This is a genomic window from Rhodococcus sp. DN22, from assembly GCF_036669995.1.
Lineage (GTDB): Bacteria > Actinomycetota > Actinomycetes > Mycobacteriales > Mycobacteriaceae > Rhodococcus_F > Rhodococcus_F erythropolis.
In genome coordinates this window covers 3885069-3911234 of the sequence record NZ_CP133326.1, presented here as the reverse complement: position 1 = coordinate 3911234, position 26166 = coordinate 3885069, and the positions used below count along the sequence as shown (strand labels likewise).

27 protein-coding genes and 2 tRNA genes are annotated in these 26166 nt (G+C 61.4%); 14 read left to right on the top strand and 15 right to left on the bottom strand.

The window, feature by feature from the left end; translation table 11 throughout:
* Positions 1 to 31 precede the first annotated feature (31 nt).
* Genes recO through RA302_RS17795 form a run of 3 tightly spaced genes read left to right on the top strand, consistent with a single transcriptional unit; the run spans position 32 to position 2041 of the window.
* Positions 32 to 847 carry a DNA repair protein RecO gene (gene recO, locus RA302_RS17805; protein WP_029255636.1) on the top strand — a complete coding sequence of 272 codons (816 nt, stop codon included), beginning with the start codon at positions 32 to 34 and terminating at the stop codon, positions 845 to 847.
* A complete protein-coding gene (locus RA302_RS17800; protein WP_003944543.1) occupies positions 804 to 1622 on the top strand; it encodes an isoprenyl transferase in 819 nt (272 codons plus the stop codon). Before recO ends, RA302_RS17800 begins: the two co-directional genes overlap by 44 nt.
* Entirely contained in the window at positions 1619 to 2041 is a 423-nt protein-coding gene (locus RA302_RS17795) for a YbjN domain-containing protein (RefSeq protein ID WP_019749000.1), read from the top strand. Before RA302_RS17800 ends, RA302_RS17795 begins: the two co-directional genes overlap by 4 nt.
* A 5-nt stretch (positions 2042 to 2046) precedes the next feature.
* On the opposite strand, the gene RA302_RS17790 is transcribed toward RA302_RS17795, so the two are convergent.
* Together RA302_RS17790 and RA302_RS17785 are read right to left on the bottom strand one after the other, a co-directional pair.
* Positions 2047 to 2478 carry a Fur family transcriptional regulator gene (locus RA302_RS17790; protein WP_003944514.1) on the bottom strand — a complete coding sequence of 144 codons (432 nt, stop codon included), beginning with the start codon at positions 2476 to 2478 and terminating at the stop codon, positions 2047 to 2049.
* A gap of 11 nt (positions 2479 to 2489) precedes the next feature.
* Positions 2490 to 2777 (bottom strand): metalloregulator ArsR/SmtB family transcription factor, encoded by a 288-nt coding sequence (locus RA302_RS17785; protein WP_223257795.1) that lies wholly within the window; start codon positions 2775 to 2777, stop codon positions 2490 to 2492.
* Positions 2778 to 3071: 294 nt separating this feature from the next.
* On the opposite strand from RA302_RS17785, the gene RA302_RS17780 reads away from it, so the two are divergent.
* Together RA302_RS17780 and RA302_RS17775 are read left to right on the top strand one after the other, a co-directional pair.
* Positions 3072 to 4463 (top strand): glycine--tRNA ligase, encoded by a 1392-nt coding sequence (locus RA302_RS17780; RefSeq protein WP_003944491.1) that lies wholly within the window; start codon positions 3072 to 3074, stop codon positions 4461 to 4463.
* 94 nt (positions 4464 to 4557) lie between these two features.
* The gene (locus RA302_RS17775; protein ID WP_064074761.1) at positions 4558 to 5139 is read left to right on the top strand and encodes a dihydrofolate reductase family protein; all 582 of its coding nucleotides are present in this window, start codon (positions 4558 to 4560) and stop codon (positions 5137 to 5139) included.
* Here the strand turns inward: RA302_RS17775 and RA302_RS17770 are convergent.
* Complete coding sequence (locus RA302_RS17770) at positions 5114 to 5605, bottom strand: MepB family protein (RefSeq protein WP_054781578.1); 492 nt, start codon at positions 5603 to 5605, stop codon at positions 5114 to 5116. The two genes, RA302_RS17775 and RA302_RS17770, sit on opposite strands and share 26 nt — an antisense overlap.
* A gap of 48 nt (positions 5606 to 5653) precedes the next feature.
* Positions 5654 to 6019 carry a nuclear transport factor 2 family protein gene (locus tag RA302_RS17765; protein WP_054781579.1) on the bottom strand — a complete coding sequence of 122 codons (366 nt, stop codon included), beginning with the start codon at positions 6017 to 6019 and terminating at the stop codon, positions 5654 to 5656.
* A 138-nt stretch (positions 6020 to 6157) separates the two neighbouring features.
* Here RA302_RS17765 and RA302_RS17760 point away from each other — a divergent pair, with 138 nt between their 5' ends.
* The gene (locus RA302_RS17760) at positions 6158 to 6964 is read left to right on the top strand and encodes a helix-turn-helix transcriptional regulator (protein WP_047270801.1); all 807 of its coding nucleotides are present in this window, start codon (positions 6158 to 6160) and stop codon (positions 6962 to 6964) included.
* On the opposite strand, the gene RA302_RS17755 is transcribed toward RA302_RS17760, so the two are convergent.
* A complete protein-coding gene (locus tag RA302_RS17755; protein WP_003944487.1) occupies positions 6939 to 7676 on the bottom strand; it encodes a polyprenol monophosphomannose synthase in 738 nt (245 codons plus the stop codon). The two genes, RA302_RS17760 and RA302_RS17755, sit on opposite strands and share 26 nt — an antisense overlap.
* Before the next feature lie 99 nt (positions 7677 to 7775).
* A complete protein-coding gene (locus RA302_RS17750; RefSeq protein ID WP_338477339.1) occupies positions 7776 to 9842 on the bottom strand; it encodes a TPM domain-containing protein in 2067 nt (688 codons plus the stop codon).
* Between the two features lie 180 nt (positions 9843 to 10022).
* Here RA302_RS17750 and RA302_RS17745 point away from each other — a divergent pair, with 180 nt between their 5' ends.
* Positions 10023 to 10601 (top strand): YdcF family protein, encoded by a 579-nt coding sequence (locus tag RA302_RS17745; protein ID WP_128638009.1) that lies wholly within the window; start codon positions 10023 to 10025, stop codon positions 10599 to 10601.
* Positions 10602 to 10606: 5 nt separating this feature from the next.
* Positions 10607 to 11905, top strand: coding sequence for a deoxyguanosinetriphosphate triphosphohydrolase (locus tag RA302_RS17740; protein ID WP_003941643.1), 1299 nt, complete (start codon positions 10607 to 10609; stop codon positions 11903 to 11905).
* 13 nt (positions 11906 to 11918) lie between these two features.
* On the opposite strand, the gene RA302_RS17735 is transcribed toward RA302_RS17740, so the two are convergent.
* Positions 11919 to 13469, bottom strand: a complete 1551-nt coding sequence (locus RA302_RS17735; RefSeq protein WP_070161091.1) for a serine/threonine-protein kinase — start codon at positions 13467 to 13469, stop codon at positions 11919 to 11921.
* A 72-nt stretch (positions 13470 to 13541) separates the two neighbouring features.
* Here RA302_RS17735 and dnaG point away from each other — a divergent pair, with 72 nt between their 5' ends.
* Positions 13542 to 15461, top strand: coding sequence for a DNA primase (dnaG, locus tag RA302_RS17730; protein ID WP_030536590.1), 1920 nt, complete (start codon positions 13542 to 13544; stop codon positions 15459 to 15461).
* Position 15462: 1 nt separating this feature from the next.
* Here dnaG and RA302_RS17725 read toward each other — a convergent pair whose 3' ends face one another.
* Positions 15463 to 15714 (bottom strand): hypothetical protein, encoded by a 252-nt coding sequence (locus tag RA302_RS17725; RefSeq protein WP_003941570.1) that lies wholly within the window; start codon positions 15712 to 15714, stop codon positions 15463 to 15465.
* A 136-nt stretch (positions 15715 to 15850) separates the two neighbouring features.
* Here RA302_RS17725 and RA302_RS17720 point away from each other — a divergent pair.
* A tRNA-Asn gene (locus tag RA302_RS17720) sits at positions 15851 to 15923 on the top strand.
* A 57-nt stretch (positions 15924 to 15980) separates the two neighbouring features.
* Here RA302_RS17720 and RA302_RS17715 read toward each other — a convergent pair.
* Positions 15981 to 16217 carry an HAD-IA family hydrolase gene (locus tag RA302_RS17715; protein WP_241896077.1) on the bottom strand — a complete coding sequence of 79 codons (237 nt, stop codon included), beginning with the start codon at positions 16215 to 16217 and terminating at the stop codon, positions 15981 to 15983.
* A gap of 181 nt (positions 16218 to 16398) precedes the next feature.
* Positions 16399 to 16596: a hypothetical protein gene (locus tag RA302_RS17710; RefSeq protein WP_003941659.1), complete on the bottom strand. Its 198-nt coding sequence runs from the start codon at positions 16594 to 16596 to the stop codon at positions 16399 to 16401.
* 177 nt (positions 16597 to 16773) lie between these two features.
* Between RA302_RS17710 and RA302_RS17705 the strand changes: the two genes are divergently transcribed.
* Positions 16774 to 16847, top strand: a tRNA-Ile gene (locus RA302_RS17705).
* A gap of 827 nt (positions 16848 to 17674) precedes the next feature.
* On the opposite strand, the gene RA302_RS17700 is transcribed toward RA302_RS17705, so the two are convergent.
* Positions 17675 to 18637, bottom strand: a complete 963-nt coding sequence (locus RA302_RS17700; protein WP_070160001.1) for an HTTM domain-containing protein — start codon at positions 18635 to 18637, stop codon at positions 17675 to 17677.
* A complete protein-coding gene (locus tag RA302_RS17695; RefSeq protein ID WP_070159999.1) occupies positions 18634 to 19125 on the bottom strand; it encodes a hypothetical protein in 492 nt (163 codons plus the stop codon). The genes RA302_RS17700 and RA302_RS17695 overlap by 4 nt, the downstream gene beginning before the upstream one ends.
* A 366-nt stretch (positions 19126 to 19491) precedes the next feature.
* On the opposite strand from RA302_RS17695, the gene RA302_RS17690 reads away from it, so the two are divergent.
* Positions 19492 to 20208, top strand: a complete 717-nt coding sequence (locus RA302_RS17690) for an SGNH/GDSL hydrolase family protein (RefSeq protein ID WP_024487644.1) — start codon at positions 19492 to 19494, stop codon at positions 20206 to 20208.
* Positions 20209 to 21376: 1168 nt separating this feature from the next.
* Here the strand turns inward: RA302_RS17690 and RA302_RS17685 are convergent.
* Positions 21377 to 21718 (bottom strand): hypothetical protein, encoded by a 342-nt coding sequence (locus tag RA302_RS17685; protein ID WP_020969943.1) that lies wholly within the window; start codon positions 21716 to 21718, stop codon positions 21377 to 21379.
* A gap of 243 nt (positions 21719 to 21961) precedes the next feature.
* Between RA302_RS17685 and RA302_RS17680 the strand changes: the two genes are divergently transcribed.
* Positions 21962 to 22480, top strand: coding sequence for a DinB family protein (locus RA302_RS17680; RefSeq protein WP_070160007.1), 519 nt, complete (start codon positions 21962 to 21964; stop codon positions 22478 to 22480).
* Here the strand turns inward: RA302_RS17680 and RA302_RS17675 are convergent, their stop codons facing one another.
* Together RA302_RS17675 and RA302_RS17670 are read right to left on the bottom strand one after the other, a co-directional pair.
* The gene (locus RA302_RS17675) at positions 22481 to 23953 is read right to left on the bottom strand and encodes a mannitol dehydrogenase family protein (RefSeq protein WP_070159995.1); all 1473 of its coding nucleotides are present in this window, start codon (positions 23951 to 23953) and stop codon (positions 22481 to 22483) included.
* Between the two features lie 7 nt (positions 23954 to 23960).
* Positions 23961 to 24971 (bottom strand): NAD(P)-dependent alcohol dehydrogenase, encoded by a 1011-nt coding sequence (locus tag RA302_RS17670; protein ID WP_064444266.1) that lies wholly within the window; start codon positions 24969 to 24971, stop codon positions 23961 to 23963.
* A gap of 139 nt (positions 24972 to 25110) precedes the next feature.
* On the opposite strand from RA302_RS17670, the gene RA302_RS17665 reads away from it, so the two are divergent.
* Positions 25111 to 26109 (top strand): sugar-binding transcriptional regulator, encoded by a 999-nt coding sequence (locus tag RA302_RS17665; RefSeq protein WP_070159993.1) that lies wholly within the window; start codon positions 25111 to 25113, stop codon positions 26107 to 26109.
* The last annotated feature ends 57 nt before the right edge of the window (positions 26110 to 26166 follow it).

Here is a 26166-nt window from a genome sequence, read left to right as displayed (position 1 = left end):
GGTCGTCGGTACAACGTGGGACACTGGTCGAGTGAGGTTGTATCGAGACACGGCGGTGGTGCTGCGCCTGCACAAACTGGGCGAAGCCGACCACATCGTCACGTTGCTCACCCGTCAGTTCGGGTTGGTACGTGCCGTGGCCAAAGGTGTCCGCCGAACCACCTCCAAATTCGGTGCCAGACTCGAACCGTTTGCTCACATCGACGTGCAACTACTTCCGGGCAAGAATCTCGACATCATCACTCAGGTGCAGACGGTCGACGCATTCGCCACCGACATCGTCGACGACTACAGCCGGTACACCACGGCCTGCGCCGTACTCGAAACTGCCGAGCGGTTGGCCGGCGAGGAACGCGCGCCGGCCCCGCAGCTTCAGCGATTGACGGTGGGAGCACTGCGTGCGATCGCCGAGCAGGCACGACCGGTCGAGTTCGTGCTCGACGCGTTCTTGTTGAGAGCCATGGGCTATGCGGGTTGGGCGCCTGCCCTCGAAGAGTGCGCCCGCTGCAGTGCTCCTGGACCGCACCGGGCCTTTCATGTCGCCGCAGGCGGAGCCGTGTGTACCTATTGCCGCCCGGCGGGTGCTGCGACGCCGTCGCCCGGAGTGCTCGACTTGATGGAAGCCCTGCTCCGAGGGGAGTGGGAGGGTACCGATTCGGCGCCCGCGACGCTGCGGACGCAAGCCAGCGGACTGGTCGCGGCACACCTGCAGTGGCATCTCGAGCGCCAATTGCGGACGTTGCCGCTGATCGAGCGTTCGAGGCCGCATGCAGCCGTCGAGGTCGACTTGCCCGTGAGGCAGGATGGAACACGTGATTCGACGACGCGAACCGCGAACTCCGCTTGATTCTGCTGCTGACCGGGTGATCCGACCACCGGACCCACATCCGTCCGGGGCGACCCCGCCGATCCTGCAGACCGAACTGATCCCGCGCCACGTCGCTTTGGTGATGGACGGCAACGGACGATGGGCGCAGGAGCGCGGTCTGCCCCGAACCGCCGGGCACGAACGCGGCGAAGCTGTCCTGATGGACACCGTCTGCGGGTGCATCGAGATGGGTGTCGAGTGGCTCTCCGCTTACGCCTTCTCCACCGAGAACTGGAAGCGCAGTCCCGACGAGGTTCGATTCCTGATGGGCTTCAACCGTGATGTCATCCGCCGTCGACGCGACGAGATGAACGAAATGGGTGTGCGTGTTCGCTGGGCCGGTCGTAAGCCACGCCTGTGGGCCAGCGTGATCAAGGAACTCGAGATCGCCGAAGAACTGACCAAGAACAACACCGTCATGAACTTGACCATGTGTGTGAACTACGGCGGCCGGGCCGAAATTGCCGATGCGGTAAAGGAAATCGCGAAGCGTGTCGCGGCCGGTGAGATCAATCCGGACAAGATCACCGAGGCGACGGTTGCCAAGTACCTCGACGAACCCGACATGCCCGACGTCGATCTCTTCCTGCGTCCGTCGGGGGAACAGCGGACGTCCAATTTCTTGATCTGGCAATCTGCCTACGCCGAAATGGTGTACCAGGAGAAGCTGTTTCCCGATTTCGACCGCCGCGACCTTTGGGCCGCCTGCGTCGAGTACGCCTCACGCGACCGTAGATTCGGTGGCGTCAAATGACAGGGGAGAACATGACCGACACCACCGACGAAGCAGCCCGCCTACAAGAACGCGCGGCCGCCTCGCTGGCGCATTTCGTGACGGTCGATGTGGCTGCCGACGGATCACTGGGTTTCCAGTACTCCGGCGCGCTGTGTTCCATCCAGGCGATGAATCTGTCCGAGGGTCTGGACGTGCTGTCCATGACGTGCGTTCTCGCATGGGACCGACCGGTCAGCGCGGCACTGCATCGCAAGGTGGCCGAGCGAAATCGCACCATCCAATTCGGCTCCATCGCGGTGTTCGGCCACGGCAGTCTGGCGGACGTCATCCTGCGTTACACGTTCCCTGCCGCCGGACTGGACGACGAGGCACTGACCACGATGTTGCTACTGGCGCTCACCGGTGCCGATACCGCCCGGCAGGGTTTGATTCCCTGACGCTCTCAGGCGGCGGCGCAGTCGCGGCAGGTGCCGAAGATCTCGACGGTGTGACTCACTTCGGTGAAACCGTTGTCCTCGGCGATGGTCTGTGACCACTGCTCGACCGTCGGGCCCTCGACCTCGACGGTGAATCCGCAGTTGCGGCACACCAGGTGATGGTGGTGCCCGGAGGAGCAGCGTCGGTAGACGGACTCACCTGTGTCGGTGCGTAGGACGTCGATGGTTCCGGCGTCGGAGAGTGCCTGCAGCGTGCGGTAGACGGTGGTCAGGCCGATGCCTTCACCTCGCTTGCGCAGTTCGTCGTGCAATTCCTGTGCCGACTTGAATTCGTCGATGTCGTCGAGCAGGGCGGAGATGGCGCTGCGCTGTTTCGTGGAACGAACGCCGACTGTGGCCGGTCCACGTTTCGAGGTCGTACTGCCCGGGGTGTTCATGCGGTGGAATCTCATCCTTCTTCGGCGTGGGCGACAGCGTCGACGACGATGTGTGCAAGGTGATCGTCGACGAGTCGATAGAGAACTTCTCGTCCGTTGCGCTCGCCGCGGACGACGCCCGCTGCTTTGAGTACGCGCAGATGCTGGCTGATGAGTGGCTGAGTGACACCGAGAGCTCCGACGAGTTCGTGAACGCAACGCTCCGACTCGTGCAACTGAAGCACGATCGCGATCCGAACGGGTGCAGCGAGCGCCCGCAGAATTTCGCCGGCGGCCGCCAGGGTTTCCTTGGGCGGCACGGGCGCGGGCGGTGCGGCTTCGAACGGGTCGTGCGTGTGTCCGAGGTCGGAATGATCATGGCTTTTGTGGAGATCGCCGGTATCCGCAATGCTCACAGCGAGGCTCCTTCGAGGGGTAGATCATGATGTCCGGGCATAGCCATCTCACCACATTATTGCAAATCACTTTCATTTTGATATGCACAAGTATGCATGTCAACCTTGGACGGAAGTGCGTGGCAGCCGCCAGATAGGCTGATGGTGCGAAAAGCGCACGAAAATCATGCATCTATTACCCAGATGGAGAGCAATCGAGTGGCACCCAAGTCCAAGATCGAAGCCGTTGTCAATCTCGCCAAGCGGCGAGGCCTGGTCTACCCGTGCGGTGAGATCTACGGCGGTACCAAGTCCGCATGGGACTACGGCCCATTGGGTGTCGAGCTCAAGGAGAACATCAAGCGCCAGTGGTGGCGCAACATGGTCACCAGCCGCGAGGACGTTGTCGGCCTCGACTCGTCGGTGATTCTGCCCCGCGAGGTGTGGGTCGCGTCCGGTCACGTCGGTGTCTTCAACGACCCGCTCGTCGAGTGCCTCAACTGTCACAAGCGTCACCGTCAGGATCACCTGCAGGAGGCGTACGCGGAGAAGAAGAAGCTCGACAACCCGGACGACGTCTCGATGGATGTCATCGGTTGCCCCGATTGCGGCACCGTCGGCCAGTGGACCGAGCCGCGCGACTTCAACATGATGCTCAAGACGTACCTCGGCCCCGTCGAGAGCGAAGAGGGCATGCACTACCTGCGCCCCGAGACCGCACAGGGCATCTTCGTGAACTTCGCCAACGTGCTGACCACCTCGCGTAAGAAGCCGCCGTTCGGCATCGGTCAGATCGGCAAGAGCTTCCGTAACGAGATCACCCCGGGCAACTTCATCTTCCGCACCCGCGAGTTCGAGCAGATGGAGATGGAATTCTTCGTCAAGCCGGGCGAGGACGAGCAGTGGCATCAGTACTGGATCGACTACCGCCTTGACTGGTACACCGGCCTCGGTATCAACAAGGACAACCTGCGTCTGTACGAGCATGCGCCGGAAAAGCTTTCGCACTACTCGAAGGGCACGACCGACATCGAGTACCGCTTCCACTTCCAGGGCAGCGAATGGGGCGAGCTCGAGGGCATCGCGAACCGTACCGACTTCGATCTCTCGACGCACTCCAAGCATTCGGGCACCGAGCTGAACTACTACGACCAGACGACGGGCGAGCGGTACACGCCGTACGTCATCGAGCCGGCGGCCGGTCTCACGCGTTCGCTGATGGCCTTCCTGGTCGACGCCTACACCGAGGACGAGGCGCCCAACTCCAAGGGCGGCGTCGACAAGCGCACAGTGCTCCGCCTGGATCGCCGACTCGCTCCCGTCAAGGCTGCCGTTCTGCCGCTCTCGCGTAACGCGGACCTGACGCCGAAGGCCAAAGATCTTGCAGCGCAGCTGCGTCAGAATTGGAACGTCGAGTTCGACGACGCCGGCGCCATCGGTCGTCGTTACCGTCGCCAGGACGAGATCGGCACACCGTTCTGCATCACGGTCGACTTCGACACTCTCGAAGACCAGGCTGTGACGGTGCGTGAGCGTGACTCCATGGCGCAGGAACGCGTCGCCCTCGATCAGGTGGAAAGCTACCTGGCCGCACGGCTGATCGGCTCCTGATTCTCGTTCGAAGCTGACGGGCGGTCCTTCTCAATCGAGAAGGACCGCCCGTTTTCTCTTTCCCCGATGGTCCTTCAGGCGCAGGATCGAAGTTATGAGAAAACTCAGCGTGACCAACAGCGTGACTCTCGACGGTGTCATGCAGGCGCCCGGTGGGCCGGACGAGGACCGTCGTGGCGGATTCGAGCACGGTGGGTGGGCAGCACCCTTCAACGATTCCGTCATGGCGCAGAAGATGGGGGAGGGGATGGCGAAGAAATCGGCGTTGCTGTTCGGTCGCAGAACTTACGAAAACTTCGCCTCGTACTGGCCGTTTCAGACCGACAATCCGTTTACCGAGGTGCTCGACAACACGCAGAAGTACGTAGCGTCAAGGACTTTGGGTGAACCGCTGCCGTGGAAGAACTCGACCTTGTTGAAAGGTGATGCCGCCGAAGCGGTCGCCACGCTCAAGGAAAGTGAGGGCCCGGATCTGGTGATTCTGGGCAGCGGCGACTTGATCACGTCCTTGGCCGAGCGACGTCTCGTCGACACCTACACTCTGCTGATACATCCGCTGGTTCTCGGAACCGGGCGCAGATTGTTCCCCGACGGAGCTGCGCTCGCTCAGTTCACCCTCACCGACAGCGTCCCCACGACAACAGGCGTCATCATCGCGACGTATCAGTTGAGCTGAACACAGTTGAGCTGAACACAGTCGAGCTGAGTACATCAGGGAACTCGCCGAAATGCCGGATCTGCCAGCGCTGAGTTCTGACTGCTTGCGCGCTGGTCGGCGTAACCCAGGGTGCATAGACCCGGACAGCGCGCTTACCGCCGGAGAAGTTCGTCGAGACGATGTCGTGTTCGACGAGGGTTTCGACGGGAAAGACGAAGTGCCCCGAATGCTCTTCGTCGTATACCTTCACCACGAACAGCATCACGCGGTCGCTGGCGTCGAATGGGCGGATGGGCCCGGCCTCGGAACGGCGCCACAGTGTGACGAACTGACCGAGCTTGGTCGGCGTCGTCTTGGCGGTTCGATAGACGGTGGGAAGGCCGTTGACGGTCAGCGTGTGAGCGTCGTACTCAGCACCCTCGGACTCGGGAATCGGTGTGGACCAGGTAAATCCGTCGGCGTTCATCGGCACCGATGATGCCACGAACCACCGACAACCTTCGTGACGAACGCTGTCGGTGGTAGTCCCGATTCAGGCCGAAGGCACCTTGTCGAGAAACCCGAGGACAAGCGTCACCCGGCCGTCGTCGTCGCGTTCGAGTACGTCGAATCCGTCGATCAGTGACTCGGCCCCCGACGGGCCGAGAGCCCAACCGAATCGGGCCTGTCGGTGATGCGCGTCCACAGGTCCGACGAGGGTGAAGTGCATGCCCGGAAATTGTTGCTGCACAGCGTTGATCATCGCGTCGATCTGATCGTGTCCGGTGACGTCCGCGAGCGGATCGGTGTAGCGACCGCCGGGTGCGAACAATTGCTCGACCCGTGCTTTACGGGCGGTGGTATCGGTTTCGTTCCACATGTCGATGTAGGCGTCGGCGATTGCGTCGAAGTCGCTCATGGTCGCTCCCTTGATCAGTTTCCGGTGGTGAATGTCCGGCGGCCTCGCCGGCTGAGACCACTGTTCCTCCGAAACTGCGTCGGGTCGATTACCTCTGAGGTCATGGCCTCGGCTACCTCGGGTCGCTAACTTGAAAGAATGACCTTCGAGACGATGGACGTGGGCTCCGAACTCAAGCGGTGGCGGGAGCGGCGAAGGCTCACTCAGTTGGGACTCTCGGCGGCGGCAGGAGTGTCGACCAGGCATCTGAGCTTCATCGAAACCGGCCGCTCCAAGCCGAGCCGGGACATGATTCTTCACCTGTCCGAATGTCTGGATGTTCCTCTACGACAACAGAACACGCTTCTGCTGGCAAGTGGCCACGCGCCGGAGTACTCGCAGAAGTCGTTGGCAGAAGCGCCGATGTCAGCGGTGAGTGAGGCCATCGATCGCATCATCGACGCGCATGACCCGTATCCGGCCGTGGTGGTCGATCAGCAGTGGGAGATGGTCGCCGGGAACCAGGCCGTGGGAATTTTGACCGCGGGCGCCGCTGATTTCCTCCTGGAACCACCGGTGAACGTATTGCGTCTGAGCTTGCATCCCGAGGGCATGGCGCCGCGGATCGTGAACCTCGCGCAGTGGCGGGCCCACCTGCTCACAAGGCTGGCTCGGGAAGTGGAGGTCAGTGCGGATGTGCAGCTGTCGTCGTTGCTCGACGAGCTGCGCGCCTATCCGAGCGGCGGAGACTGGCACGACGACCGCGCGAATTCCCTGCTGGTTCCGTTGCGTGTACGCGTCGGCGATACCGAACTGGCGATGTTCAGCACCACCACCGTGTTCGGTACGCCGCGTGACGTCACGCTCGCAGAGATTGCGATCGAATCGTTCTACCCGTCGGACACGCAGACGGCCGACTACTTTCGATCGGCCGCCGAGGTCACAGGGACTTCTTGCCGAACTTGAGCTTCCACGGCACCAGAGCAGACTCCAACTGAACCGAGAGACTCATCTTGGAGACGCCTTCGGTGCGCTCCTCGAAGCGGATGGGCGTTTCGGCGATCTTCATGCCGCGCTGAACAACTCGGTAGTTCATCTCGACCTGGAACGCGTAGCCGTTGCTCTGCACCGATTCGACGTCGATGTCGCGCAAGGTCTTTGCATGCCACGCCTTGAAGCCGGCGGTCGCATCCTTGACGTGCAGTCGCAGAATGGCGTTGACGTAGAAGTTCGCCCAGGCGGACAAGGCCTTGCGGTGCCACGGCCAGTCGCCGGCGACTGCGCCGCCTTCGACGTAGCGGGAGCCGAGAACGACTGCCGCATCGGTAGTGGTGAGGATCTCGATCATGGCGGGGATCGCTTCGGACGGGTGCGAGAGATCTGCGTCCATCTGAATGACGATGTCTGCGTTCTCCGCCAGAGCCCGGCTCATGCCCGCGACGTAAGCACGGCCGAGACCGTCCTTGACCGTGCGGTGAAGCACTCCGACCGGGATGGGACCATCGATACCCAACTTGTCCGCAACCTCGCCCGTTCCGTCGGGGGAGTTGTCATCCACCACGAGGACGTGCAGGTTCGGGATCTTCAACGCGGCGAGGCGATCGACGAGCTTTGGCAGGTTCTCACGCTCGTTGTATGTGGGTACAACGACGGTTATCTGCGGGGCGACGCTTTCCATAACACCTTCGTATGATCTGTGATCCCGACTTGCCGGATGAAGCGTACGACGAGTGCGGTCGTGAACAAAGTAGGGATTTTACTACCTCGACGGGATCCGTCAGAACCGGCCGCCGCCGCCTCGACTGGTTCGGCCGCCGCCCCCGCCGCCGAAACCACCGCCGCCGCCACCGCGACCGGAGCGTCCGCTGCTGCTCGGTCCGCCGTACGAACGGGGCCCTCCGCCACCTCGCAGAATGCTGTTGATCAGGATGCCGCCGAGGATCGCTCCTGTCGCATCGCCACCGCCGCCACGGGGTCGTTGGTTTGCTTCCCAGGTGTTGACGTCGTTCTGCGCGGCGCGAAGTGAGTGCGTCGCCAAGGTGGTCGCGGCCTGGGCGTGTTGCAGCGCCTTCGACGGATCCGAGGCCTGCAATTGCTGGGCCGCCTGCAGGTGCCGCTGAGCCTCGGCGTAGCGAGTGCGCGCCTCCGCTCCGATCGCGCCGCGCCTGGTTCCGAGGAAGTCGCCTGCAGCGGTCACCTGAGCCTGTGCGGCCAGAATGTCCTGGGCGAGGCGCTGCTGTGCACGTTCGAGCTGCTGCTTCTGCTCCTGAGCGTCGGCAAGAAGCGCGTCGAGTTGGGCGTCGGCTGCGACGATCTGGTTGAAGGCTGTCAGCGGATCGCTGTCCTTCGACGTCTGAGCATTCGCCAACGCTGCCTGGGCTGCGGCCTTCGCGTCCGCCAACTTCTGCCCGCCTTGCGCCAGGTAAGCGTCCGCAGCGGTGATGCCCTGCTGGACGTCGTCCATCGCGGACGGAAGTGTCGCGATGGCGTTTCGGATGTCGTCGGCGGCGTGATCGACGCCGTCGAGTAGCTTGCGTGCCTGATCGAGGGCGGCTTCGGCCGTGCGAATCGCAGTGACGGCAGCGCCTTGCTTACCGGCCGGCAGTGCCGTCGCGTCTCGTCCTTCCTCGATCGACTTCTCGGCGAGCGTCAGGCGCTCACTCGCCATCGTGACGTTGTTCACGACCGATGCCAGCGTCGGCGCGGGGAATTGATCCTTCAATTTGGTCAGAATCGCCTCGGATTCGGGCAAGCGCACGCTGAGAGAAACAACACTCTGCGTCAACGCATCGAGACGGGCGGGGGCGTTGATGAGAAGGTCGCGAAGCCCGTCGAACTCCTCGACGCGAGCTTCGAGTTCTTGGTCGGCTCGACCGCACGAGGAAATGATGTCGATCAGCATCTGGCGGCGTTGATCGGGAGTTTCCGGGATGGCGTCGTCGAGTCGCTGCCTGATCGCGAAGGCTTCGGCGAGGGTGGCCTTGGCCTTGTCGAATGCTGCCGAGAAGGGTGCGACGGCGGAATCTCCGAACTCGCTGCGGGCCAGATCGAGTTCCTCCTGGCTGCCGGCGATCGCGTTGTCCGTCTCGACGAGGATCTCCTTCGCGCGTTCGTCGAGCGTTGGCAGCGGGAGTGCATTGAGGCTGGCGATGTCGTCGGGGGAGATGTTCTTCGCGGCTTCGACGCTTGCCTTGTTCTTGTCGTTCTTGCGCTTGCGTGAGTACAGGACCACGCCGCCCGTCCCGACCACCACAGCGCCGCCCGCGATGAGGAGTGTTCCGACTCCCATTCCGCCGCTCGTGTTGTTCGCGTCGCCGAGTGCGCCGGCCGCGGCAATCGCCGCGCCGGTCCAATCATCCTCGGCGAGAGCCGGTTCCACCGCGTCGGTATTGATCGATTCGATGTCGGAATCCGTGATGTTGCTCAGCTCAGCGGGCACATCGAGGTAGTAAGCACGCTCCGCCGTGGCAACTGCAAGCAGGACGGACTTGGTACTCAGCGTCGACTTCGTGGCTGTCTGCTGCGCCCACGCCTGGCCACCCAGGTTGTTGAAATCGGGGACGAACGCGACCCACAGATCGATCTGGTGGTCCTCGCCGAGTTGATCGATCGCGGCTTGTATGTCGCTGCGTTGCCCGGCGTCGAGAACCCCGGAGGTGTCGGTGATGTGATTCGGCAACACCATCGGGGCGTCCGCCGAGGCGAGCGCAGGACTGAAGACGAGCGCCAGCAGAGCGAGAATCGCAGCGACGGCGGCGGCGCTTCCCCGACGGCGAACGGGTCGGGTGATTGTCCGACTCTGCTCTACCGAGGACAACTGCGAGAAGTGTGGTGCGAGGGCCATGACGCAAATCTATCCGTTGTGGCGCGTCGGCATCGGAGGTGATCGCCGCGAACTGGCAGAATTGCGGGAGTGAAACCTGCTTTCGGTAACCGCCCCCACGACCCATCACCCTCACGGGCGGGCGGCTTCGGGGCAGGATTGGCTCGCTGGACGCGCCGACTGATCGCCGGTGCAGTGTTGATGGCCGTGGTTCTGGTCGGGGGTACTGCGTTCCGGGTGTGGCAGGTGGCGCGCATCGACGACACGCGGCCGGCCGACGCGATAGTCGTTCTGGGCGCGGCTCAGTATTCCGGCACTCCGTCGTCCGTCTTCGAGGCCCGACTCGAGCAGGCGTACAAGCTGTACAAGCGCGGAGTGGCTCCGCAGATCATCACTGTCGGCGGCAAACAAGAAGGCGACGAGTACACCGAAGCGGCGTCGGGAAAGATGTATCTGACCGATCGCGGAATTCCTTCGAGTGCGATCACCGCGGTGGAGACCGGTTCGGACACACTGCTCAGCATCGACGCAGTCAGTGCCGAGATGTCTTCGCAGGGAATCAATTCCGCCGTCCTGGTCAGTGATCCGTGGCACTCCTTGCGAACGCGGACGATGGCCCGCGACACAGGACTCCAGGCGTGGACCGCACCTACTCGTCAAGGCCCGGCTGTGTTCACCCGCGAATCCCAGTTACACGGAATCGCTCGCGAAACCGGCGCACTGCTCTGGTATCAGCTCACGCACTTCTCGGCAGACTTCCCCTACACGGCAGGGCAATAGAGACCATGACAGCTCACACCACCTACGGAGGCGGCACCTACTCCGAACACGACCTCGAACGTCGTGTTGTCGAGGCGCCGAAGCGAGCGGGGTTGCCGGGTTCGCAGATCGCAGCGGCGCAGCATCGTTCGGACTTCTCGCGAGATCGGGCCCGCGTCCAACACTCCGCGGCTTTGCGGCGGCTGGCCGACAAGACCCAGGTTGTCGGCCCGCGCGACGGAGACACGCCTCGTACGCGGTTGACACACTCGATGGAGGTTGCGCAGATCGGGCGAGGGATTGCCGACGGACTCGGTTGCGATCCGGACCTGGTGGACCTCGCCGGTCTCGCGCACGACATCGGGCACCCACCGTACGGTCACAACGGCGAGAAGGCCCTCGACGAAGTCGCCAAGGACTGCGGAGGTTTCGAGGGCAATGCGCAGAATCTGCGGATCTTGACCAGCCTCGAACCCAAGATCCTGCGCCCCGACGGTCTGAGCGCAGGCCTCAATCTCACCAGGGCGTCACTCGACGCAGCCATCAAGTATCCCTGGACCCGCCCTGAGCCCGGCGCGAAGTTCGGGGCATACGACGACGACGCAGAGGTGCTCGCCTGGGTTCGCGAGGGAGCGCCCGAGCGTCGGCAATGCCTGGAAGCTCAGGTCATGGACTGGGCCGACGACATCGCCTATTCCGTGCACGACGTGGAGGACGGGGTGATCGCAGGCCGCATCGACCTTCGCTCGCTTGCCGATCCGTCCGAGCAGCGCGCACTGGCAGAACTGGGGGCCTCCGAGTTTCGCGGATTGGTAGTCGACGATCTGATCGAAGCCGCCCAACGGCTGTCCGAACTCCCCGTCGTACGCGGGGTCGGAAGTTTCGACGGAACACTCGGAAGTTCCGTCGCGTTGAAGAATCTGACGAGTGAATTGGTGGGACGCTTCGCCACCGCGGCGATCGCCAGCACCCGGCTGACACACGGTGACCGACCCCTCTCGCGCTATCAAGCCGACCTCGACATACCCGAGGCCGTCGCATCCGAGGTGGCATTGCTCAAGACCGTGGCGCTGTACTACGTGATGTCCGACGCCGGACACAAAGCGCGTCAGGATCGGCAGCGTGATCGTGTTCATCGCGTCGCGGAATGGCTGCTGGCAACTGCGCCTGCCGGGCTCGATCCGATCCTGCTGCCCGCGTGGGAACGCGCCGCAGACGACGGTGCTCGGGTCCGGGTAGTGGTGGATCAGATCGCGTCGTACACGGAGAGTCGGCTCGAACGGGTGGACAAAGCGAGCCTGGGCGCGCAGGCCAGCTGGGGCTGAGCCACTTACGCCCTCAGCAAGTCATCCGCGTCGACGGGTCGGTAGTGGTATCGAGCCACTTGCCGTAAGCGTCGCCACCTGCTGCGCGAACGTCCTTGCAGATCTTCGACTCGGTGTTCCCGGATTCGCGATACACCGTGTAGATCGCCGTCCCCGAATCGGAGACTTGACGCAGTGACGGGCAGGACTGGTCTGTGCGTAGGTATTTCGAGCCGGGGAACGCGTCGAGGTAGTTCTGAATCTCGCTGGCGTACGTTGCCGGATCGGTGGCATTGGCCAACACCACGATTCCGGTTCCTTTGCATGAGGGGACGGTGATCGGCTTGCTCACCCCGAGGTCGCCATTTCTCGCGGACGGGTTCGACGCCCGGGTGGTCGTGGTCGCCTGCAGTCCGGCGGTGGGTAGCGGCTCGAGCTTCGGCGTTCTGACTGGATCCTGAATGGGTGCCGGTGCCGACGTGGCGGTGGAAGCTGCTACAGCGGTTGGTGATTCGGGGCCCGAATTCCCCAGCGTCACCCAGGCCGCCGTGCCTCCTGCGGCCAGAACGAGTGCAATTCCAGCCGCACCGATCGCGATCGGTGCTCGGTTTCGCTTGGTCTTTGTCACGATGTGAGTGTAGTTCCCGTGAGCGGGATTCGCCGTGGTGTAGGTGGGCTGCCCGACGATCGTGGGTTGCAATCCGCCGGCGGCACCGGGGGTGTGGGTCGTCGAGAGGGCCTGCCACGCTTGGAGTGCGAGCGCTCCCGTAGTCGGATAGCGGTGTGCGGGATCCTTTGCCATGCCGCGAGCCACGATGGCGTCAAGGCCTTGCGGGAGCGACGGAACCGCCAGTGTGGGGCGTGGCGGCGGAGCGTTCAGGTGCGAATTGACCAGATGCTCGATGCTTGTGGTGTTGAAAGGTGTTGTTCCGGTGAGTGATTGGTAGAGGACACAAGCCAGGGAATAGACATCCGCTGCGGCCGTCGGCGTTTCGATTCCGAACCGCTCCGGCGCCATGTATGCATACGAACCGACTGCGCTTCCCTCGGTGGTGATCTTCGTGTCCGTCTGTGAGTATGCGATTCCGAAGTCGACGAGGTAGGCGAAGCCGTTGTTCGTGAGAATGATGTTGTCTGGTTTGACGTCACGATGGATGAGCCCGCGGGCATGGGCGGCGTCCAACGCCGACGCGATTTGCGAGACGATGTCGACGGCTCGTACAGGCGTGAGTCGGCCGAATTCGGTCAACTCGGCTCGCAATGTGTGGCCTTCGACCAAACGCATGTCGATGAAGAGGACTCCGTCGATTTCGCCCCAGTCATGCACCGGGATCACGTGCGGTTCGTTCAGGGCGGCGGTGGCGCGAGATTCTCGGCGGAAACGAGCTTGGAATGACGGGTCGGCCGCAAGCTCTCGATGGAGCAACTTGAGTGCGACCAGGCGATCCTTCGAGGTGTCGTACGCCTCGTACACTTCACCCATTCCGCCTCGGCCGAGGAGGCTACGCAACTCGTACACGCCGAATCGGGTTCCTGATCGCCCTTCGTGCGCGCTCGAGGCGTTTTCAGTCATCGTCGGTCCCATCGCTGCGGTGCAGAGTCGGCCATCAACATATCGTTGTCAGGAGGTGCCGGGGGACCGCCTAGACTGATGTACGTGGCGGGCCGAATTTCTGACAGAGACATCGCGGCCATTCGCGAACGCACTCGCATCGAGGACATCGTCGGTGAATACGTTTCACTCAAGCGTGCCGGTGGCGATTCGATCAAAGGTCTGTGTCCCTTTCACGACGAGAAGTCGCCGTCGTTCCACGTGCGACCCAACCACGGCCTCTACCACTGCTTCGGCTGCGGTGAGGGTGGTGACGTGTACTCGTTCCTGCAGAAGATGGATCACATCAGCTTCGTAGAGGCCGTCGAGCAGTTGGCGGATCGACTCAGCTACACGATTTCGTACGAGGGCGGCGGACCGTCCGTTCAGCGCGATCGCGGCACCCGTGCACGCTTGATCGCAGCAAACGCGGCGGCTCAGGAGTTCTACGCCGCTCGTCTGCGCGAACCCGATGCCCAGGCGGCTCGCGACTACCTCACCGAGAGAAACTTCGACGGTGCAGCGGCCCTGCAGTTCGGGTGTGGATACGCGCCAGAAGGTTGGGACACTCTCACAAAACACTTGATGTCCAAAGGTTTCGAGTTCAAAGAACTAGAAGCAGCCGGGCTGTCCAAAGAAGGCCGGCGAGGTCCGATCGACCGGTTCCATCGCCGACTTCTGTGGCCGATCCGCAGCGTCGCCGGTGACGTCATCGGCTTCGGTGCCCGCAAGCTCTTCGACGACGACACCATGCCGGGTAAGTACGTCAACACGCCGGAAACGATTCTCTACAAGAAGTCTCAGGTCCTGTTCGGCTTGGACCTCGCCAAGCGCGACATCGCCAAGGGACACCAGGCGGTAGTCGTCGAGGGTTACACCGACGTCATGGCGATGCATTTGGCCGGCGTCAAGACCGCCGTCGCTTCGTGCGGGACCGCCTTCGGTGAGGAGCACCTTGCGATGCTCCGTCGACTCCTGATGGACGACAGCTACTTTCGCGGTGAAATCATCTACACCTTCGACGGTGATGCCGCGGGGCAGGCCGCTGCGATGAAGGCGTTCGAGGGTGATCAAAAGATGGCCGGGCAGACGTTCGTCGCCGTCGCGCCCGACGGAATGGACCCGTGCGATCTGCGTCTGAAGTCTGGTGACGCCGCCGTTCGCGACCTCGTGGCACGGCGCACTCCGATGTTCGAGTTCGTGGTGAAGTCCATCCTCACCGAACACGATCTGGAGACCGCTGAAGGTCGTGTCGAGGCACTGCGTCGTACCGTGCCCGTCGTTGCGCAGATCAAGGAATCAACTCTGCGCGACAGCTACGCGAATCTGTTGTGCGGATGGGTCGGTTGGGACGATCTTCCGTCGGTTCGACGACGCGTGCGTGACGAAGCTCGCAAACGGGCGTCGACGCGCGGATCGTCACCGGCGCCCAAGCGTCGTCAGGTTGTCGACCAACCTGCTGCCGATGCGCTTGCGCTGCCGATCGGAATCTCCAGGCCCCGGCCCAACGATCCCGCGCTCTCGACGCAGCGAGCTGTCCTCAAGGCCGCATTGCAGCACCCTGGCATCGCCGGCAGTGTCTTCGACTCGTTGCCGCCCGAGACGTTCACCCACCCCGCCTACGTTGTCATCAGACAGGCAATGGCTGACGCCGGTGGAACGAGCAAGGGACTCGGCGGCGCCGAGTGGATCGAAGTCGTCACCAAGGGCGTCGAAGACATGACGGTGGCCTCGGTTGTATCTGAGCTGGCCGTCGAACCGATGCCGTGTGACGAAGACACGGTTCCGCGCTACATCAACGGAGTGCTCGCACGACTGCAGGAAGCGTGGGTGGGCGAGCAGGTTGCCGACCTCAAATCCAAGCTTCAGCGCGTTTCACCTGCTGCAGCCCCCGAGGAGTACAACTCACTGTTCGGCGACCTCGTGGCGCTGGAGCAGTATCGCCGACAGCTGCGTGAGCAGGCTGTCGGCGACCAAAGCGTCTGACCTAACGGTTTTTCTTCAACTGGTCGTGGGGGACCAGAATCGTAGTCTCCTCGTTGATCGGCTTCATCGGCTCGAGCTTGGGCTGAGTACTCAGTGAGTCGGCCAGCTTCTGCCGTGACGCGTCCAACACCTTCTTGGTGGCCGGACTGGTGGCCACCGCCTTCGCGGCCCGGCTGATCTGCTCGTATCGTGCGCGGCCCGCTTTGGTTCCCAGGACGTACCCAGCTGCAACACCGATCAACAAACGCATCATTCCTGCTTCCCTCCAGCACCGATCGTCCTGACTCCATCCTGCCTGATGACTCGCTGGGCAGGCGATTTGGTACTTCGGTGAAGGATTCGCTACAGTTTCTCAGGCAACGCCGGAACGGGCGAAGCGAGCAAGACAATCCCCTGTAGCTCAATTGGCAGAGCTTCCGACTGTTAATCGGACGGTTGCTGGTTCGAGTCCAGCCGGGGGAGCAGCAAAGCCCCTCACCTGAGAAATCGGGTGGGGGGGCTTTCTTGTATTCGTCGCCGCTAGTGCGTTTGCAGCAGACCCACCGATCGAAGTGCCGATCCGACGTCTGCCGCTTTGTTTGCTTGTTCTGCGAGAATTCCCAGCCGTCGAGCGCTGAGGACGTTCACCGGGTTGTCGTCGACGAAGAAGGTCTGCTGTGGACGCGCATCGAGAAACTCCAGCGCAGCCAGGAAGGCCGCAGGGTCGGGTTTGGTAGCTCCGAGCATGCAGGAGAAAACATGCTCGTCGATTGCCACTGGAGTTACAACACTTTCGATGGCGGCCAACAGGACAGGCCCATTGTCGTTTTCAGTGACGCCGATGGCCGCTGCACCCGTGAACGCGACGCGTAGATATTGGCGACAGATACACCAAAGCCCGACGCAAGTGTCTGCGTCGGGCTTTCGGTGGAACCGTCGAACTGTTTGACGGGTGCGCTTACTTCGCTGCGCGATCCGACGGCTCGAACAGCCGGATGATGTGGCTGGGGTTGATGTAATAGACACCATTCGGAGAATTGAGGACGAGAGTGTCTTCGGTGAAATCGGTGACGGTGCCGTTCAGCTTCGCGCCGTCGGACATGATGATCCGGATCGTGGCCTTCGAGTTCTTGAATTCGGTCAGTGCAAGCTTCATGTGGTGATCCTGTTCCGTGGGGTGTGCACTCCCACGGTATCGGCTCATCGCTCCTGTGCCGACCAACCTTGGAAGACTCGACTCGAAAGAGTGCAACGCGTCACCGCCTGCCCGATTGTGATCCGCGTCGGATGTGCCGGTAACATTCGGATTCGCCGCGATGCATCGCATCCGGATGGGGCGGTAGCTCAGTCGGTTAGAGCCGTGGACTCATAATCCATTGGTCGCGGGTTCGAGCCCCGCCCGCCCCACGTTCAGGTGCCGTGAGCCCGCGGGTCAGCCCCAATGATTTTTGTCGAAAATCATGCTGCAGACGATCGCCAAGGCGACTAGTGCGCAAAGTGCAATCACCAGGACAGTTGCCCACACGTTGTTGGGATTGAATCGCCTGGCAATGCGCCTGCGGTTGCGTCTGAGTCGAGCGTTCGTGGTCACACAAGGAATCGTCGCATCATGATCGTCGATCGCAGATGAGGTGAAAGTCTCGGATCCAGATGACCAATTTCCCGACAGTGTCGGATGTGCAACGCTTCTGGACGTGACCGAGACAGCGACCACTCGGAAGACGAAGGAAAAGCAGGTACCTATCCAGGTATTTCAGCGTATGTGCTCAACCAGCCGAAGTGTCACGCTCTGGATGTACTTACGCACGGCGATCGAAGGTGATTTCGACGATCGAACTCAGGGGTCACTGAACAATTGTCTGTACCTGCCGGCGCGAGCCCGGCCCACAGGTGACGACGATGCGTTCCAGTGACCCCCTGAGCGTCGACGCACGCTGGTTTAGCAGATAGCTGGCAAGAAACCATCTTCGCCTGGTGTAAGTGCAGGCAGTCGAGCCGACCCCCCGCGGCTCGACTGCCCCCAACACGCGATGTGGGGTCCGAATGGCGGCGCCGAATTGGCGATTAGGGCGCCCGTCTGCGAACCGAATGTCAGTGAATGTAGAAGTTCTCGGAATTTCATTGGGAGACAGTAGGTTTGTTTGATCCCCAGGTTGAGGGAGTCTGGGGATCGCCTACCTGTGATTGGGGCACTCACGAACTGTGACGGAAAGGTCCGCTCCCGGATATTAGATTTACGGTGCGTCCGAACTGGCCGGAGACACTTGACGTGGAGTTTCCGGCGCCGACGTTCTACCGATATCGGGGCTTCTGCCCAGGACTCGCTTGGTGACCCATACGGCAGGTGCCGACAGGAACGGCAGATACACGAAGATATAGCTGTCGAACTCGATGCCCAACGCGAGATAAACCCCAAGGTGAAACCCGAGTAAGACGACGATCCCGATTCTGAACAAGACAGGGAAGAGCACGGCAACGATCAACCAGCCTTCAGCGAAGACAGTGGCGTAGTCGAGTGCTTTCCATAGCCACTCCGAATGGATGTCGAATAGTTCGTGGGTCAGCGGACCGAGCTTGGTGGGGTCAGCGACGTCTCGCGCAACGTAGCCCCGGGTTGCCTGCAATTCGGGGTTCAGCCAGCCCGACGCAGCTTTGGGTAGTGCCGCTGTAAACAGGGCGTAGGCGACCGTCACTGCCCAGATGAGCATGGGCAGTCCGCGGGTTTGAAGTGCTTTGCGTTGTGTGCGTGAACGTCGTGCGTCGAGGGACCATGCGGCGCCCCATCCAGCGGCTGCCATGGCCACCGGCAAGATTTCGAAAAGAATGAAGTGGTCGACCTTGCCGAAGGAATTGACCAACCCGCTGCCGATCATGAGCGTGAGGGTCATTGCGATGGACGCGGCTGTCGTTCGATATCCGACCAAGATGGCGATCGCCAGGATGAATCTGGCGACTTCGAGTCCGACGAGGAAGTTCTCGGAGGGTGGTGACGACAGCAGGGAGAACGGACCGGATTGCGGATGAAACAGAATCGAGGGAACCTCGCCCGCCCACGTGTAGTCGATGGGAAACGCGATCACATATAGCGCGAAGAGGATTCGAATGACAGCGAGGAACCTCGCATCCCCGCGGTACGCCTCGCACAACTGATCGATGTGGTCGCGCAGGAACAACAGAGTTCCCGCACGGGCACTCATAGATCAATCCTTGTCGTTTCGCACGGGTCAGTTGACGCATCGGTTCCGTCGGTGATGTCGATAATTGTTTTGCGCCAGCAGAACTCGATACTGTCCGGGATGGCACCACTTCCGACTTCGACGCTGCGGTTTCGGAGCCATTCGACCAATTCAGGGTCCGCGGTTCGGGTGTTGCGGTCGCCTGCCCCGCTGGGGCGGAACGCATAATCGAGTGATGCTCTCGCGGATGAGTAGCGAATATCGCCGGCGAGATCCACTGGGTTGGGACTGATCGTGGATCCGTCGGTGTAATGGAGAGTGATATCCAAGCCACTTCCACTGAACTCGCCGTCTGCATTGGGCACGCCACCGAAGCTGGGCATGCGAATTGTCGGGTATGGCTCAGGGCGGACACCGAACGAGTAGGCGCCTTGCACGAGGAGTACGACTGCGAGTGCTGCGATCGCGATCAGTCGCCGATTGCTGCGCTTTGCTTCTGTTTCCGGCATGTCGACGTTCTTCCTGGCACCTGGTGCCGGTTTCTTCGAATGAGAAAAATGGGGGGGTTGCCGAGCGGGGGGGACTGGGTGTTGTCGCGCGTCCGTGCAGATGTGCCGAAAGTAGTTGAAGTGTCGACGAAATATAGCTGCGCGATTGCCGCTTGTCGCAGTGTTGATTTGAAAATGGACTTTGGTCCGTCGAATGGGGGACGGTGTGCCCTGAATGCTTTGCCGCGCCTTAACTTCTAGCAAGCTTGGCCCCAGTCTGCTGTGAGAGCGGGATTTCACTCCTTCGTTGATGGCCGATTCAAGCGGAACGACAGATGCTTGACACTCGCTCAGAGGCAACATGATTCGACCCCGTATGTTTACGGGGTGACCAAACCCAACAAGCGAACTGTCGCCGTCATCGGCGCCATGGTTTTCACCGTCGTAGCGGTGATCGTAGGATTTGCGTACGAGCAATCCCGAGACAGTCGGGCAACTGCCTCTGTATCGCAGCCTGACAGTTCGGCGCCGGCGCTGAATGCCCCTACCGACGACTTCGACACGGTCGCAATATTGGGGGACTCGTACTCGATTCCGAACACGACGGGAGATCATTGGCCGGCGCTGCTCGCCTTCGATCGTCGCTGGTACCTGGCAGATTTTGCGAGCGGTGGCACCGGCTACGTCCAGGGAAACGAGGAAAAAGGCAAGCTACCGTTCGGTGCGAAAATTGATCAGGTCGTTGCGGTGAATCCCGAGGTCGTCATCATCGCCGGCGGTCGGAACGATGTTTCGTACCCGCTCGAGGTGCGAGATGCGACTCGGGAGTTGTATGCGCAGCTACGAGATCGGCTTCCTCACGCCAAGGTTGTCGTCATCGGCCCCATCATGGACAACCGGCCTCCATCCGAGACCGCTGTCAATGTCAACGATCGAATCCGTTCCGCCGCTGAGCAGTACAAGCTGCCTTTCATTGATGCGCTCGCCGAGAACTGGCTGTCGGACCCGACGTTACTCAAGGAAGACGGCATGCATCCCACGCCGGCAGGTCAAAGGCTCATGTTCGAGAAGATCAGCGAGCACCTTCACTCGCTCGGTCTCTAGCTCTGAAGGAAAGCGAAGAGGACCCCGCAGGCGCGGGGTCCTCTTTTTCGTGAAAAGTATTGTCGGACTTAGGTCATCAGTAGCGAGGACTTTGGGCGCAGTCTTGGCTGGCCGGCTGCCTCGCACGGTGATGGAAAAGTTCGGGTAAGAAGGCTCTCGCGGACTGTGTCGCCGCCCCTATCCGCGTTGCGGCTTTTGTGCATCGCAGTTCACCGCAGGTGATGCACGCGCGGCGATACCTACGCTGGGAGGTCGTCGGCGGAATGTCGTTTCTTGTGCCTTGCCGGTGGCTCGACCATCACTGCAGCCTGAACGGAGATGGAAGGGACGGCGTAGATCATGTCGACAAGTTGGCCACCCCTGATGTTCTGCGCCACCCGTGATCAAACCGGGCAATCGGAACAAAGTGCTTGTCGAAGAGTTACAGTTGATGTTAATATGTAACGATGAGTCGCAAATGAACAGCGGCTTCGAGGTCGCGCTACCGGAAGCCGATGGGCGCCGGGGGAGATTGGTCTGCTGTCGATGGACGCGACGCCGTTGGGCGGCACAGATAAAGGCTCTGCGAGTTGCTCCCGGTCGCACCCCTGATCAACCTGACAGACCAATGTAACGGAGAACATACTGTGGCAATCAAGAACTCGATCGCGCCTGGTGTCATAGCGGATCATGGAAACAGGCTGTTCGGCAACACTATTCGATCAGCTGAAGGTGAGGAACTCGTCCAGCGGCTGAATGCCATGTTCGAGCGAGCGAACAGCACAGGTCAGGTGGTGAATCAACGAGAACTCTCGACCTTGCTTTCTGTGCGGAGATCCGAGGGTTCCCCGGGCGACCGGTCGATTCCGGCGCCTGACAGGCTGATGCGTGCGACCGAGGGACTCTCGTACGAATCCCTCTCCTTGTTGATTTGTGCGGCCAAGCATTTGCTGCGTTCGGAAGGCGTACATGTCGACTCGGCGCCCTTCACCTGAGGGACGACGAGACTCGTCGAAGCCTCGGCCACGAACGCGTCACAGAATCTTCGAAAAACGAATCGAAAACCCTGGAAAATCGAAGTGGCCGGTCCTTCGCTGACGAACGAATATTTGTCACGAACGGAATGACGTTCATACGTCGTTGTTTGTAATTCCTTTGTGCGATAGGCGAATCGGACGCCCCGCGTTGCTCAACCGCAAGATCCCGATTCCGCAGCTTCGAAGGCTTCCTGGATGCGCTGACGCCCCTCAGCGTCGAATCCCCTCCAGTCGCGGTATGGTCCGCTCATGTATTCGCGGACTCGATCGATCGGTGACGCGGAATCGCTAGGAGTACGTCCCAATTCTTCGGCCAATCCGAGTATCGACTGGCAGATCTTTTCGACGGAGTCTGGTACTTCGAGCCTTCGGACCCACGTTCCGCCCGTTTCGGTTGTTGTCGTTGCGGTGTCGGGTTGCTGCACTGTCTGCGACCCGCAGCCCGCAATCAACAAGCCGGCAGCGAGAGTGGACAAGGCGAGCGAAGAGCGCATGTTACGAATCAAACCAGATGCCGCAAACGATGATGGAAATACGGATCAACATTCGCCCCGGGCACTCGAATGAAGTGAATTGACGACCACCGCCTGCTCTTGCTGTTGCGCGGCTCGGGTGCGCCCACTTCCGCGCCACACGCGGAGAGCGTCAGCACGAAGGTAACCGAAATACCGAGCACGATTCGCTTCATCGGCCGATCGAAGCAGACTGACCCCGCCCTGGCGGACTATTCTCGATCCATGCCGATCACCCCGGATACAAAGAACTGGACCTGGGTCCTCGAACGCCCATGCGGCGAGTGCGGGTTTGATTCGTCCGCTGTTGCGTTCGCGGATGTTCCAGATCTTGTGCGTAGCAATGCCGTCTCGTGGGCCGAGGTACTGGAGGGCGAGAATGTGACGGAGCGACCGGACAGCGAAACATGGTCAGCGCTGGAGTATTCCGCCCACGTACGCGACGTGTTCCGGATCTTCAAGGTGCGGTTGGAACAGATGCTCGAATTCGACGATCCGCTATTCGAGAACTGGGATCAAGACGCAACAGCTGAGGCCGAGCGGTACAACGACCAAGATCCGGCAACGGTGGCATCGGAATTGTCCGACGCCGCGGCCGAAGTCGCGAATGCCTTCGAAACCGTGCCAGAGGGTAGCCGCCAACGACGGGGTCTCCGCAGTGACGGATCGGCGTTCACCGTCGAATCGTTGGCGGCCTACTTCATTCACGATCCGATCCATCACCTGCACGACGTCTCGGCGTAGTCAGAGCCCGCGCACCTCCTCGAGGGTTCTTCTGGCTCCGACGGAGTGCAACGAGTCGAGCGTCTTTCGGAAGCTAGCGACAAATCGGCGATCGTCCACGAGATCGCCGAACACTTGGCGGTACCCGATGAAGGCCAACGGGTCGCTCGACTGTTTCTGGGCGAGCGGCACCAGAGCGTCCGACAGCTGATCGACGACGGTGATGGGATCTCCGTTCTCGTCTGTGCCCTCGGCGTAACGGGCCCAGCTAGCGACAATTGCGGTGGACAGGTTGATCGACCCACCGGTGTCGAGTTGGTTCCGGATGACGGGCAACAGCCACTTGGGAATTCGATCGGACGACTCGGCACACAGACGTGCAATCGTGTCGCGGATCTGGGGGTTCGAGAATCGTTCGATGAGGGTCTTCTTGTACTGATCGAGGTCGACGCCGGGTACCGGATCAAGGGTCGGCGTCGCTTCGAGATTCATGTAGTCGAGCAGGAACCCTGACAAGAGTTCGTCCTGGCATGCCTCGTGGACCAGACGGTATCCGGCAAGGTAGCCGAAGTACGCGATGCCTTGATGGCCGGCATTGAGAAGGCGCAGTTTCATCAGTTCGTACGGGCGAACATCCGGCACGAGATTGACGCCGGCATCCTCCAGAGGTGGCCTGCCTGAGGTGAACTTATCCTCGAGGAACCACGCGGTGAACGGCTCAGCCGCGACCGGCCACTGATCGTCCACGCCAAACGTCTCGGCGATCTCGGTGGTCACCTCGGCTGTCGTGACGGGTGTGATCCGGTCGACCATGGAGTTGGGGAAGGCGCCGTTCTCGTCGATCCACTCCGCAAGTTCGGGATCCTTCAGCGCGGCGAAGGCTTCGACAGCCGTCTTGGCGACCGATCCGTTGCCTTCGATGTTGTCGCAACTCATGATCGTGAAGGGGGCGAGGCCCCGGTCGCGACGGAGTGCGAGTGCCGCACAAATCAGACCGAAGGTGGTGCGGGGGAGTGTTCCCGGCTCGAGATCGTGCATTACATCGGGATCGGACGCGTCGAACTCACCCGTAGTGTGCGAGATGTTGTATCCGCCCTCGGTGATGGTGAGAGATACGATTTTCGTCGATTCGGATGCCATCTTTTCGATCACCGCCTCCGGATCCTCCGGAGCGAACAGGTACTCGACGATCGACCCGATGACCCGGGCCTCGAGGGTTCCGTCGGAATGCTTGAGCGCCAGCGTGTAGAGGCCGTCCTGCGCGCGGAGTGCGTCTTTCATTCGCTTGTCCGACGGCATCACTCCCACTCCGCAGATTCCCCAGTCGAAGCCCTCACCGCGTCGCAGGAGAGCATCGATGTACATGGCCTGGTGTGCACGGTGAAAGCCTCCGACACCGAAATGCACTATGCCAGTGGTGACTTTGCTCCGGTCGTAGTTCGGCACTTCGAGTGCAGCATCGAAGTCGAGCAGGGTCTTCGTATTGAGTTCCATGAAAGTACTAGTCTCCTTCGGCGACAATGACTACGGCTTTGATGCTGCCGGGAATGCGATCGGCCACCAGGGCCTCTTGCGACTGTTCGAGTGAAAAGCGTGCTGTGACCATCGAGTCCAGATCGACGCGCCCGGCAGCGACCAATGCGGCGGCGATCGGCCACGTGTTGGCGTACCGGAACACTCCGGTCAGCATCAGTTCGCGATTCTGAATGATCGGGACCGGCAACGGTATCTCGTCGGCACCCATTCCGACCAGAACGACGGTCCCAGCGGGCCGAACTGCGTGAATCCCGTCGATCACCGCGGCCGTGGCACCCGACGCGTCGATGAATGCGTCGACGGCCAGCGAGCGTACGTCGCCCTCACGTGGATCAACGACGGTTGTTGCGCCGAATTTCAGTGCCACATCACGCCGGGCCGCGTCGATGTCCGAGACGATGACTTCCGTCGCGCCGAATGCCTTGGCCACCTGCGTCGTCACGATTCCTACCGGGCCGGCGCCGGCGATCAACACCCGAGAGCCGGCAGTGATCCCCGCCTTCTGGGCTGAGGCGATCCCTACGGAGAGTGGCTCGAACAGCGCAGCTGCCTCGTAGGACACGGAATCTGCGATGGGATGGGCGAAGTCGGCACCGATCGTGACGTAGTCGGTCAGCGCACCGTCGATCGGCGGCGTCGCGAAGAACTCCATATGAGGGCAGAGGTTGTATCTGCCTGCCTTGGATTCGAGACTTGTCGGATCGGGCTTCTGAGGCTCGATGGAGACACGCTGCCCGATGCGTGTTGGGTCGACGCCGTCACCGACCGCGGCGATGCGTCCCGATGCTTCGTGTCCGAGAACGAGCGGTGAGTTGACTACGTAAGGGCCGATGCGACCTTCGTGAAAGTAGTGCGCGTCCGACCCGCACACGCCCACGGCATGGATGCGAACGAGGACCTCACCCGCCTTCGGGGACGGTCGTGGTCTCTCGACCATCTGCATCTTTCCGGTCTCGACGAGGACATTTGCCCGAATTGTCGCAGGTAGATCGACGGATTCTCCGGAAACTGTTGTGTGGGTCACAACGTAGATGTTAGCTTAATGAGCATAAGAACATCTAGTGAGCATTTGCTCACGATCGAGAAACTTTGAACCTGATGCACAAGGAGACCGTGTGAACCAGTCGGCTCAGCCCACAGGACTCAAGACGTCGAAGTTGCCCGCTTCCGAAGATGTGCGGCTCGCCTTGCGGGCAGCGACCATGTATCACCTCGAAGGTGCCACTCAGGCGGAGATTGCAGCGAAGTTGGGCGTCTCGCGGCCGACAGCCGGGCGACTGTTGGCCAGGGCGCGGACGCAAGGTTTGGTCAGGGTCGAGATTTTGGTACCGCCGGAGCTCGAAGGTTCGGTGAACACGGAGTTGGAATCGAAGCTGGAGAAGCACTTCGGGTTGGCCGAAGTGTTGATCGTCCCCGAAGCGATTTCGGATGCGGACGACCCGGACTTCGACGCACTCGGTCGACGAGCAGCGGAAGTTCTGGTTCGTCGTCTGCAGCCTTCGAGCGTTCTCGGGTTTACCTGGGGTCCGGAAACCGTTGCGGTAGCAGGATCTTTGCCGGACAAGGCCGCGAAGTGCTCGGCTGTGGTACAACTTGACGGCTCCATGACGGTGACCGACTACCAAACCGGTGTCGACTTCACCATCGGCCGATGTGCACACCAGTTGCAGGCCAATCCTATTCGTCTCAACGCTCCGCTGTATGCCGACCCGGCGACCGTGGAGTCGATGCGAAACGACTCGGTGATCTCGAAGGCGCTGCAAGCCGGAACTGATTCCGACATCATGGTTTTCGGAGTCGGTGCCGTCTCGACCGCGACGACCTTGTTTGCCGGTAGCTTCGTCGACTCGACCATGCTGGACGAGTTGGAAAGTCGAGGCGCTGTCGGTGAAATCGGCGGCCGTTTCTACACGATCGACGGCAATCCAGTGGAGGGGCCACTACCTGAGCGAACGGTCTCCGTCTCGCTCGACGCAGTGAAATCCTGCGATCAGACGATTCTGATTTCGGGAGGAACACACAAACGCCAGGCCGTTCTGGGCGCATTGCGCGGAGGTTTGGCAAACGTACTCGTCACCGACGTCGAGTGCGCCCAGTGGCTGCTCGAAGGCTAGCGATCTCACGAGTTTCGCGGTCCGAGCGCGCGACTGACACGCAAGTGTGAAGGAAGG

Excerpts from the sequence above, each read along its gene's own strand:
- RA302_RS17760 (WP_047270801.1), top strand. The coding sequence starts at position 6,158 with ATGACCTTCGAGACGATGGACGTGGGCTCCGAACTCAAGCGGTGGCGG.
- RA302_RS17695 (WP_070159999.1), bottom strand. The coding sequence starts at position 19,125 with ATGCCGGAAACAGAAGCAAAGCGCAGCAATCGGCGACTGATCGCGATC.
- RA302_RS17745 (WP_128638009.1), top strand. The coding sequence starts at position 10,023 with ATGGCCGTGGTTCTGGTCGGGGGTACTGCGTTCCGGGTGTGGCAGGTG.
- RA302_RS17750 (WP_338477339.1), bottom strand. The coding sequence starts at position 9,842 with ATGGCCCTCGCACCACACTTCTCGCAGTTGTCCTCGGTAGAGCAGAGT.
- RA302_RS17700 (WP_070160001.1), bottom strand. The coding sequence starts at position 18,637 with ATGAGTGCCCGTGCGGGAACTCTGTTGTTCCTGCGCGACCACATCGAT.
- RA302_RS17710 (WP_003941659.1), bottom strand. The coding sequence starts at position 16,596 with ATGAAGCTTGCACTGACCGAATTCAAGAACTCGAAGGCCACGATCCGG.
- RA302_RS17755 (WP_003944487.1), bottom strand. The coding sequence starts at position 7,676 with ATGGAAAGCGTCGCCCCGCAGATAACCGTCGTTGTACCCACATACAAC.
- RA302_RS17795 (WP_019749000.1), top strand. The coding sequence starts at position 1,619 with ATGACAGGGGAGAACATGACCGACACCACCGACGAAGCAGCCCGCCTA.
- RA302_RS17775 (WP_064074761.1), top strand. The coding sequence starts at position 4,558 with ATGAGAAAACTCAGCGTGACCAACAGCGTGACTCTCGACGGTGTCATG.
- RA302_RS17735 (WP_070161091.1), bottom strand. The coding sequence starts at position 13,469 with ATGGGACCGACGATGACTGAAAACGCCTCGAGCGCGCACGAAGGGCGA.
- RA302_RS17675 (WP_070159995.1), bottom strand. The coding sequence starts at position 23,953 with ATGGAACTCAATACGAAGACCCTGCTCGACTTCGATGCTGCACTCGAA.
- RA302_RS17800 (WP_003944543.1), top strand. The coding sequence starts at position 804 with ATGGAACACGTGATTCGACGACGCGAACCGCGAACTCCGCTTGATTCT.
- RA302_RS17765 (WP_054781579.1), bottom strand. The coding sequence starts at position 6,019 with ATGAGCGACTTCGACGCAATCGCCGACGCCTACATCGACATGTGGAAC.
- RA302_RS17680 (WP_070160007.1), top strand. The coding sequence starts at position 21,962 with ATGCCGATCACCCCGGATACAAAGAACTGGACCTGGGTCCTCGAACGC.
- RA302_RS17685 (WP_020969943.1), bottom strand. The coding sequence starts at position 21,718 with ATGCGCTCTTCGCTCGCCTTGTCCACTCTCGCTGCCGGCTTGTTGATT.
- RA302_RS17740 (WP_003941643.1), top strand. The coding sequence starts at position 10,607 with ATGACAGCTCACACCACCTACGGAGGCGGCACCTACTCCGAACACGAC.
- RA302_RS17790 (WP_003944514.1), bottom strand. The coding sequence starts at position 2,478 with ATGAACACCCCGGGCAGTACGACCTCGAAACGTGGACCGGCCACAGTC.
- RA302_RS17725 (WP_003941570.1), bottom strand. The coding sequence starts at position 15,714 with ATGATGCGTTTGTTGATCGGTGTTGCAGCTGGGTACGTCCTGGGAACC.